6 protein-coding genes are annotated in these 8,267 nt (G+C 44.3%); 3 read left to right on the forward strand and 3 right to left on the reverse strand.

What is annotated here, in order from left to right; all coding sequences use genetic code 11:
* Positions 1–1,541: M28 family peptidase (locus WBM49_RS11865; protein ID WP_424372267.1), on the reverse strand; the 1,541-nt coding region annotated here is incomplete at its 3' end.
* A 207-nt stretch (positions 1,542–1,748) separates the two neighbouring features.
* Here WBM49_RS11865 and WBM49_RS11870 point away from each other — a divergent pair.
* Genes WBM49_RS11870 through WBM49_RS11880 form a run of 3 tightly spaced genes read left to right on the forward strand, consistent with a single transcriptional unit; the run spans position 1,749 to position 5,275 of the window.
* Positions 1,749–2,660 (forward strand): dihydrodipicolinate synthase family protein, encoded by a 912-nt coding sequence (locus tag WBM49_RS11870; protein ID WP_424372268.1) that lies wholly within the window; start codon positions 1,749–1,751, stop codon positions 2,658–2,660.
* A 16-nt stretch (positions 2,661–2,676) separates the two neighbouring features.
* Positions 2,677–4,260, forward strand: coding sequence for an aldehyde dehydrogenase (NADP(+)) (locus WBM49_RS11875; protein ID WP_424372269.1), 1,584 nt, complete (start codon positions 2,677–2,679; stop codon positions 4,258–4,260).
* Between the two features lie 7 nt (positions 4,261–4,267).
* A complete protein-coding gene (locus tag WBM49_RS11880) occupies positions 4,268–5,275 on the forward strand; it encodes a 4-hydroxyproline epimerase (protein WP_424372270.1) in 1,008 nt (335 codons plus the stop codon).
* A gap of 6 nt (positions 5,276–5,281) precedes the next feature.
* Here the strand turns inward: WBM49_RS11880 and WBM49_RS11885 are convergent, their stop codons facing one another.
* A complete protein-coding gene (locus tag WBM49_RS11885) occupies positions 5,282–7,483 on the reverse strand; it encodes a molybdopterin cofactor-binding domain-containing protein (RefSeq protein ID WP_424372271.1) in 2,202 nt (733 codons plus the stop codon).
* 28 nt (positions 7,484–7,511) lie between these two features.
* Positions 7,512–7,976, reverse strand: coding sequence for a (2Fe-2S)-binding protein (locus tag WBM49_RS11890; RefSeq protein WP_424372272.1), 465 nt, complete (start codon positions 7,974–7,976; stop codon positions 7,512–7,514).
* Positions 7,977–8,267 lie beyond the last annotated feature (291 nt).

Consider the following 8,267-nt stretch of genomic DNA (forward strand, 5'->3'; position numbering starts at 1 on the left):
ACAATGACCCGCTCGCTTCTATTAGCAATTGCCCAGGCAGTGAAAAACACCAATTTTGTGCGGTTGGTCAACAGATCATAATTGATCTTATCTGGTGTATCCCCAGGTCGGTGATAGTCATCATGCGTTCCATTAAAATAGAAAATGATCGGAATGTTGTTCTTTGCAAAGTTGTAATGATCACTTCGATAATAAAAACGATTAGGATCGTTCTCGTCGTTATACGTATAATCTAATTCTATGTTGGTATATTTCTTATTGACATCCTCCGATAAAACATGAAGTTCAGAGCTAAGCTTATCAGACCCAATTAGGTAAACATAGTTCCTGTCGCCTTCCCTTTTTGGATCTATCCTTCCGATCATGTCTATATTGAGATTGGCCACTGTTTGCTCTAAAGGAAATACTGGATCAAAATCTGTGTAATATCTGGAGCCAAGCAGACCTTTTTCCTCTCCGGTGACGTGCAGAAAAACAATCGATCTTTTTGGTCGCTTGCCAGCTTTTGTAGCCAATTGAAAGGCTTCTGCAATTTCCAATAAGGCAACTGTACCGGAGCCATCATCATCTGCCCCATTATTTATACTGCCATCACCAGAGATCCCAATATGATCTAAGTGTGAAGAGATCACCAGATATTCATCTGGTTTTTCAGAACCTTTTATGAAAGCAACCACATTTTCTGTATCAACAGGATCATTGGTGCTTTTAATAGATGCGCTAATGTCTGTATTGCGAACTACTGAACTTTTCAATTCGTTTATTTCCGGTAAAATTTCTTTTGCCATATTCTCACTGATCAAAATAAGAGATGGGGTTTTGCCATCGTCTTTAAAGCTAATTCGCCCCTGATCATTGCGCTTCATACGCCTATAGTACCCTTCATATCTTTTGTAATTATCAGGATCTATATAGAAGAGGGCCTTTGCTCCTTTTGCTTTGGCCACCTCTAATCGTTTTCCGGGAGCCTCAGACATATTACTCCATGAAGAAGGTTGCTCTGATCCTGTAATTATATAAGTACCATCTTCTTTGACAGGTTCCCCGTACTTAACCAAAACCAATTTTCCTCGCACATCCAGGTCCTGAAAATCTGAATAATTATCATCCTCTATCCCAAAACCTGCATAGACTACGTCGTTATACGTTCCTTCGAGGGCATTGAAGGTGATAAAATCTTCCCCGGTGTTGTAGGTTTTCCCATTTATATTCAGGGAGCCTTTTGGGAGTTTAGCCATCTCCAGGGGCACCTCTTGAAAATAGTTTCCATCTGACTTTGCCGCAGGGATCCCAAGATCTATATAATTCTTTCGGATATATTCTACAGCCTTCTTTTGGCCTGCAGTACCTGTTTCCCGACCTTCAAATTCATCTGATGCATAGGTATACAGATGATCTTTTAACTCTTGTTCGGTGATGGTAGCGGCATACGCGGTTGGGTCCAATGGGTCCCCTCCTGTTGCATTTTCAGCTGTTGTTTTTTGGGTAGAAGTGCACCCCGCCATCAGAAGAAGGCCAATCAAATAAAAATTCTTTATCATAACAATATGCATATTTTCTAAGCGGCTCAAAAATAAGGAAAACAAAATGAATCCTTATTAAAACCATCCTAAAAAGAATATGCCACACCTAGTGTATTGGGCAATAAATCAAGGTTATAGATAAATTATCTGGCCTGTGTATTCTCACTTGGGTTTCCTTGTGTTTAAAAAGAAAGAAATGTACTTTGCATGTCAAAGTAAACACCTATGAATATACGTTGGGAAGGCGTTATGCCTGCGGTTACCACCAAGTTCACGAAGTTAGATACCTTGGACCTTCAGATGTTTGAAAAAAATTTGAAAGCGCAAATGGATGCAGGGGTTCACGGTATTATATTAGGAGGTACCCTGGGGGAAGCCAGTACCCTGGAAGAAGATGAAAAGGTACAACTGATTAAAACTACCGTAAACCTTGTTAGTCAAAAAATCCCGGTCATCGTAAATATAGCTGAACAGTCTACAAAAGGTGCCTTAAAGGCTGCAGAAAGAGCAGAAAAATACGGAGCGCAAGGTTTGATGATGTTGCCACCCATGCGTTACAAAGCTAATGCACACGAAACAGTGGTTTATTTTTCCGAAGTGGCTAAGCACAGCAAGCTCCCCATTATGGTCTATAATAATCCCGTAGATTATGGTATTGAGGTTACCCTGGATATGTTCGAAGAATTACTTTCTTTTTCGACAATTCAGGCAGTAAAAGAATCAACCCGTGACATTACCAACATCACCCGAATACGCAATAGGTTTGGAGATCGGTTGAAAATACTCTGTGGTGTAGATACCCTGGCACTTGAGAGTCTTTTAGCAGGTGCAGATGGATGGGTGGCAGGCCTCGTATGTGCATTTCCCAGAGAGACGGTTGCCATCTATGAACTTGCAAAAGCAGGGAAAATCCAGGAGGCACTTGCAATTTACAGATGGTTTATGCCTCTTTTGGAACTCGACATTAATCCTCAATTGGTCCAAAATATAAAGATGGCCGAAGTGGCTACAGGTCTTGGAACCGAACATGTACGCCCTCCGCGTTTACCCCTTCAGGGAGCAGAAAGGAAGCGGGTAAAAGACATTATAGACAGGAGTATTACCAACAGGCCAATGCTTCCTTCATACAAGAAATAAAAAATATAAGGCAAAGATGTTAGACGGAAAGAATATTATTGGGTACAACAGATCAAAAAGGGGAAGCCATACTTTTAAGACCTTCAACCCAATCCTGAATATTGAGAATAAAACCCAATTTTACGAGGCTTCTGCTGAGGAAATAGAAGAAGCTCTTACTTTGGCACAACAGGCATCGACGTTTTACGCCGATACCAGCTATAGCCACCGAGCCAACTTCCTTAATGCTATCGCCGATGCGATCATGGCTTTAGATCAGGACCTTATTGAGCTTTATTGCTCAGAAACAGGCTTGCCGGAAGGGAGGGCTAAAGGGGAGCGCAGCAGAACAGTGAATCAGTTGCGTATGTTTGCCCGCATGCTGGAGGAAGGGTCTTTTGTGGAAGCCAGCATAGATACTGCGCAGCCAGATAGGCAGCCAAGCCCAAAGGTAGATCTCCGCAAAATAATGATTCCACTAGGACCCATTGCAGTTTTTGGAGCCAGTAATTTTCCACTGGCGTATTCCTCCGCAGGGGGCGATACCGCAAGCGCCTTAGCTGCGGGATGCCCGGTGATCGTAAAAGGCCACCCTATGCACGCCGGAACCGGTAGTTTGGTGTCCTCCGCCATTGTAAAGGCGGCTAAAGAAACTTCCATGCCAGAGGGAGTATTTTCCCATCTCAACAGTAGCGGACACAAAGTAGGGGAGGCCTTGCTTAAAAGCCCTCATCTGAAAGCAGTAGGATTTACCGGGAGTATTAGTGGAGGACGGGCTCTTTTTGATCTTGCCGCCAAAAGAAAAGAACCTATACCGGTGTTTGCGGAAATGGGAAGTGTGAATCCGGTGGTGTTATTACCTGAAATACTCAGATCATCAAGTGAAGAATGGGCCAAAACTGTTGCCCAATCGGTTACCCTGGGTAGCGGGCAATTTTGTACCAATCCCGGTATATTAATGGGTATTAAAAATCCAGATCTTGATCATTTCGCTGAGATCCTGGCCCGGGAAATTAACCAGGTTTCACCCGCTAGTATGTTACATCCTGTGATTGCGGAAAAGTATGATACTGGCAGAGCCAACATGCAACAACAGAAAGGTACTACATTCGTAGCAGGAGCTACAGAAAAAAGCATACCCAATGCGGGCAGACCGGTTATTTTGAAAGTCAGTGCGGCTGAATTCAGAGAAAATCCTAAACTCCACCAGGAAGTATTCGGACCTTTTTCCCTTCTGGTAGAGTGTTTAAACATAGAAGATTTGGAAAGATCTGTGGCCCTGCTCGAAGGGCAGTTAACCGCATCGGTAATAGGGACCAATGAAGAATTACGAGGGTACGATCGTCTATTGAAAATAGCAGAAGGAAAGGTAGGCCGACTTATTTTTAACGGAGTGCCCACAGGGGTGGAAGTATGTGCTTCCATGCATCATGGCGGACCTTACCCGTCTACCACGGATAGCAGGTTTACTGCTGTTGGGGACGATGCCATAAAAAGATGGCTGAGACCAGTATGTTATCAGAATTGCCCGGATGAATTGCTGCCTGCGGCCTTGAAAAACAACAATCCATTAAATCTTTTAAGAAGGATAGACGGAAAACTTACCAGTACTAAATTGTAGGTACCCTATGGCTCAACATACCTTTTATTGCGTAGATGGTCATACCTGCGGCAATCCTGTTCGATTGGTAGTCAAGGGTGGCCCTTTATTACAAGGGAATTCCATGAGTGAAAAACGACAGCATTTTCTTAAGGAGTACGATTGGATACGAAAGGGTCTTATGTTTGAACCCAGAGGACATGATATGATGAGTGGCAGTATTTTGTATCCACCTTCTGATGCTGCAAACGACTTTGGAATTCTTTTTATCGAAACCAGTGGTTGCCTACCTATGTGTGGTCATGGCTCCATAGGAACCATTACCATGGCCTTGGAAGAGAAGATCATTATTCCAAAAAAGGAGGGTAGTATTCGTATGGAGACTCCGGCCGGACTTATCACGGCAACCTACGAGATGGAACGGGGTAAAGTAAATTGGGTACGGCTGCGGAATGTACCTTCCTACCTGGCTGCCCAGGAGATAGAGGTAACTTGTCCTGTCATAGGTCCCCTTACATTCGATGTGGCCTACGGCGGAAATTTTTATGCTATCCTGGATCCACAAAAAAACTTTTCGGGCCTGGAGCATTTTAGTGCGGGTAAGCTAATACAGATCAGTCCGGAGATCCGCAGGCGGATCAATGAAAAATACCCGGAGATGTTTATTCACCCCGAGAATGAAACTATCCGAGATGTTAGTCATTTATTGTGGACCGGCAATTCCATCCATACCGAATCAACGGCAAGAAATGCGGTGTTCTATGGGGATAAGGCAATTGACAGGTCGCCCTGTGGCACAGGTACTTCTGCCCGTATGGCGCAATGGTATTCCCAGGGAAAATTAAAGGTGGGAGATCCCTTTATACATGAGAGTATCATCGGCTCCCAATTTACCGGAAGTATAGAAGGCGTCACCACAGTGGGAGGAAAGGATGCCATTATACCGGGAATCCAGGGTTGGGCAAGACAGTATGGCTACAACCGGATTACCATCGATGAAGATGATCCTTTTGCATACGGATTCCAGGTTCTCTAAGGTTTCTTATCCTATGACCGGTCTTTCTGTGCCCATAAAGGGTTGATCGTAATACCGTACACCTTTAGCTTTGTACAAGGCATTTGCCAGGGCACCGATGGCCGGTGGAAGTCCGGGTTCTCCAAGACCGGTAGGAGCTATCTCATTTTCCACAAAGAAAACTTCAATTTCCCTTGGCGCCTGTGAATGGCGTATCAATTGGTATTTGTCGAAATTCATTTGCTTTGGTGAACCATTTTCAAAGGTTAGCTGACTGTACATTCCATGACCAATTCCATCAATGACCCCACCTTCTATCATGTTCTTCGCCGCATCTTTATTGACCACAATGCCGCAATCTACGGCACACCATACTTTCTGAACAACGGGCTGCCCATTCTCCATGATCATATCGAACACTTCCGCCACATAGGTAGAATGACAGAAATAGGCGGCTACGCCACGATGTACATTGGGCATAGGATTTCCCCAATTGGCTTTTTCCTTCACCAGTTTTAGGACACCTGCATAGCGTTCCGCTTCATATTCGTGTTCCCCGCCAACAGGATCGTTGATGGCGCGATCGAACAGTTCCAAACGGAAATCTATTGGATCCTTGCCTGCCAATTCCGCAACTTCATCTAAAAAAGATTGTTCTGCTCCTGCTGTAAAATTAGACCTTGGAGCACGCCACGCCCCGGTAGTGATATTGGTATCTGCCTTTATTTTCTCTGCCGAATAATTATCCACCGTCCCGGCCGGGAATCTGTTGGGAAATACAGGACCATCGGGTAGCCCTGCACCTTTGACGGTAAAGGCAATGAGCTTATTGTTTTCATCCAGACCCGCCTTATAAGTAGATTTATAAGTAGGGCGATAGGTACCCTGTGACATGTCATCTTCTCTCGTATAAATTAGTTGTACCGGGCCGCCTATTTTTTTTGAAATAGCTGCTGCTTCCAAACCAAAATGCACATAGAGTCTTCGGCCAAAACCTCCGCCTATACGAGTCATATTCACTGTAATATTTTCTAGAGGAAGACCTAACAATTTGGCCACTGAGCCCTCAAGGGCTTCGGGAGTTTGCGTAGGTCCGACGAGTTCTGCTGAATCCTCTGTAACATTAGCAAAGAAATTCATGGGTTCTAAGGTATTATGTGCAATGAACGGAGCGGTATACGAGCGCTCTATGACCTTGGCAGCCTTTTTAAAGGCAGCTTCCGGGTTGCCGTCTCTTCTACTTTCTGTTACCTCTCCGGAGGCAAGCGCTCTATCTAATCGCTCTCGGTGAATGGTAGAACTTTCCAGGGTACCTGTGGTTTCCCAGTTTACCCTTAGAGCCTTTTTTGCTTGCATGAGTGGCCATGTAGTTTCGCCCACAATAGCGACCAGTTGCTTAAACCCTTTTTCATCAAACATTCCGGGTTCTTCAATAGAAGTATCTATGATAAATGCATCTTTTACTCCAGGCATACTTTTTATCTCTTCTTCATTGAAGTCCTTTACTTTCATCCCGAAGGCTGGAGGATGTTCTATCATAGCCAGTTTCATACCTTCCCTGTGGAAATCCCACCCGAATAAAGGTTTGCCAGTCACTATTTTCATCCCGTCTACATTCTTCTGACTCGTGCCTATTAGCTTAAAATCTTTCGGCTCTTTTAGTTCCAATTCTTCAGGAACTTCAATCCCTACTGCTTTTGAGGCTATCTCTCCATAGGTTATGGAGCGTTCTCCATTGGTCTCCTTGATGATGCCTTCACTGGCATTTAGTTCTGCCACTTGCAAGCCCCATTCTTTGGCGGCGGCTTCCATCAGCATTCGCTTTCCGGCTGCACCTGCCATGCGTAATGCATTCCAGCTGAGACGGATAGAAAGACTTCCTCCTGCAAATTGATTCTGGTAAAACCCTGTATTTAAAGGAGCCTGCTCTACGACTACATTTTCCCAGGGGACGTCAAGCTCTTCCGCCACGATCATGGGCATGGAGGTGCGTACGTTTTGGCCTATTTCCGGGTTAGGGGAATAGATGGTGACCATTCCGGTCTCACCTATCTTAATATAACCATTGATCTCGAACCATTCTTTCGGGATGGCCACGCCTGCCTGCAATTCGGGCGAATTTGGTTTACATGCGTTGAGCCAGCTAAAGCCTATGAGCATACCTCCGCCAGCAGCGGCCGATACTTTTATAAATGAACGTCTGTTATAGTGTGTTTTTATCTTTGTCATGATATTAATTTTTTAGGTGAGCTGGCAATTATGCGTTTTGAGAACTGGCTGCTGTTTTAATGGCCTTCTTTATTCTGGTATAGGTACCACATCGGCAAATGTTACCATTCATGGCGGCATCTATCTGTTCATCAGTTGGGTTCTCATTATTTTTTAGCAAGGCTGCTGCGTTCATAATTTGCCCTGCCTGGCAATATCCACATTGGGGTACATCGTGCTCTAACCAGGCTTGTTGAACGGGATGGTCACCGTTTTCAGACAACCCTTCAATGGTAGTTATGGCCTGGTTGCCAACAACAGATACAGGTAACTGGCAAGAGCGTACGGCCGCATCACCTAAGTGAATTGTGCATGTGCCACAGGCTGCAATACCGCATCCGTATTTGGTGCCAACTAACTGCATGTGGTCTCTTAATACCCAGAGAATAGGGGTAGACGGGTCTACATCTACTTCTGTTTCTTTACCGTTGATCCTAAGTTTAAAAATGGACATAATTATAAGGTATAAAGTTGAATTCTATGAAGATAATAAATTATTCAATAGGTGGCAGTCTGTGGAGCTAATTCAACAAAAGGATTTATTAACAAGCCAGGAGACGTACCAGTGGAAGCCTCGAATTCTTTATTTAGTAAAAAAGAAAGGGTTATTATTCCAAAAAAAATGCTTCTGAGAACGGAAAAAGCTTCTTATATTTGCTGCCGCTAAGGAGGAATGGCAGAGTGGTCGAATGCGGCAGTCTTGAAAACTGTTGAGGGTCACACCTCCGGGGGTTCGAATCCCTCT

Origin of the sequence: Muriicola sp., assembly GCF_049669965.1 — a bacterium.
GTDB lineage: Bacteria > Bacteroidota > Bacteroidia > Flavobacteriales > Flavobacteriaceae > Muriicola.

Excerpts from the sequence above, each read along its gene's own strand:
- WBM49_RS11880 (WP_424372270.1), top strand. The coding sequence starts at position 4,268 with ATGGCTCAACATACCTTTTATTGCGTAGATGGTCATACCTGCGGCAAT.
- WBM49_RS11875 (WP_424372269.1), top strand. The coding sequence starts at position 2,677 with ATGTTAGACGGAAAGAATATTATTGGGTACAACAGATCAAAAAGGGGA.
- WBM49_RS11890 (WP_424372272.1), bottom strand. The coding sequence starts at position 7,976 with ATGTCCATTTTTAAACTTAGGATCAACGGTAAAGAAACAGAAGTAGAT.
- WBM49_RS11870 (WP_424372268.1), top strand. The coding sequence starts at position 1,749 with ATGAATATACGTTGGGAAGGCGTTATGCCTGCGGTTACCACCAAGTTC.
- WBM49_RS11885 (WP_424372271.1), bottom strand. The coding sequence starts at position 7,483 with ATGACAAAGATAAAAACACACTATAACAGACGTTCATTTATAAAAGTA.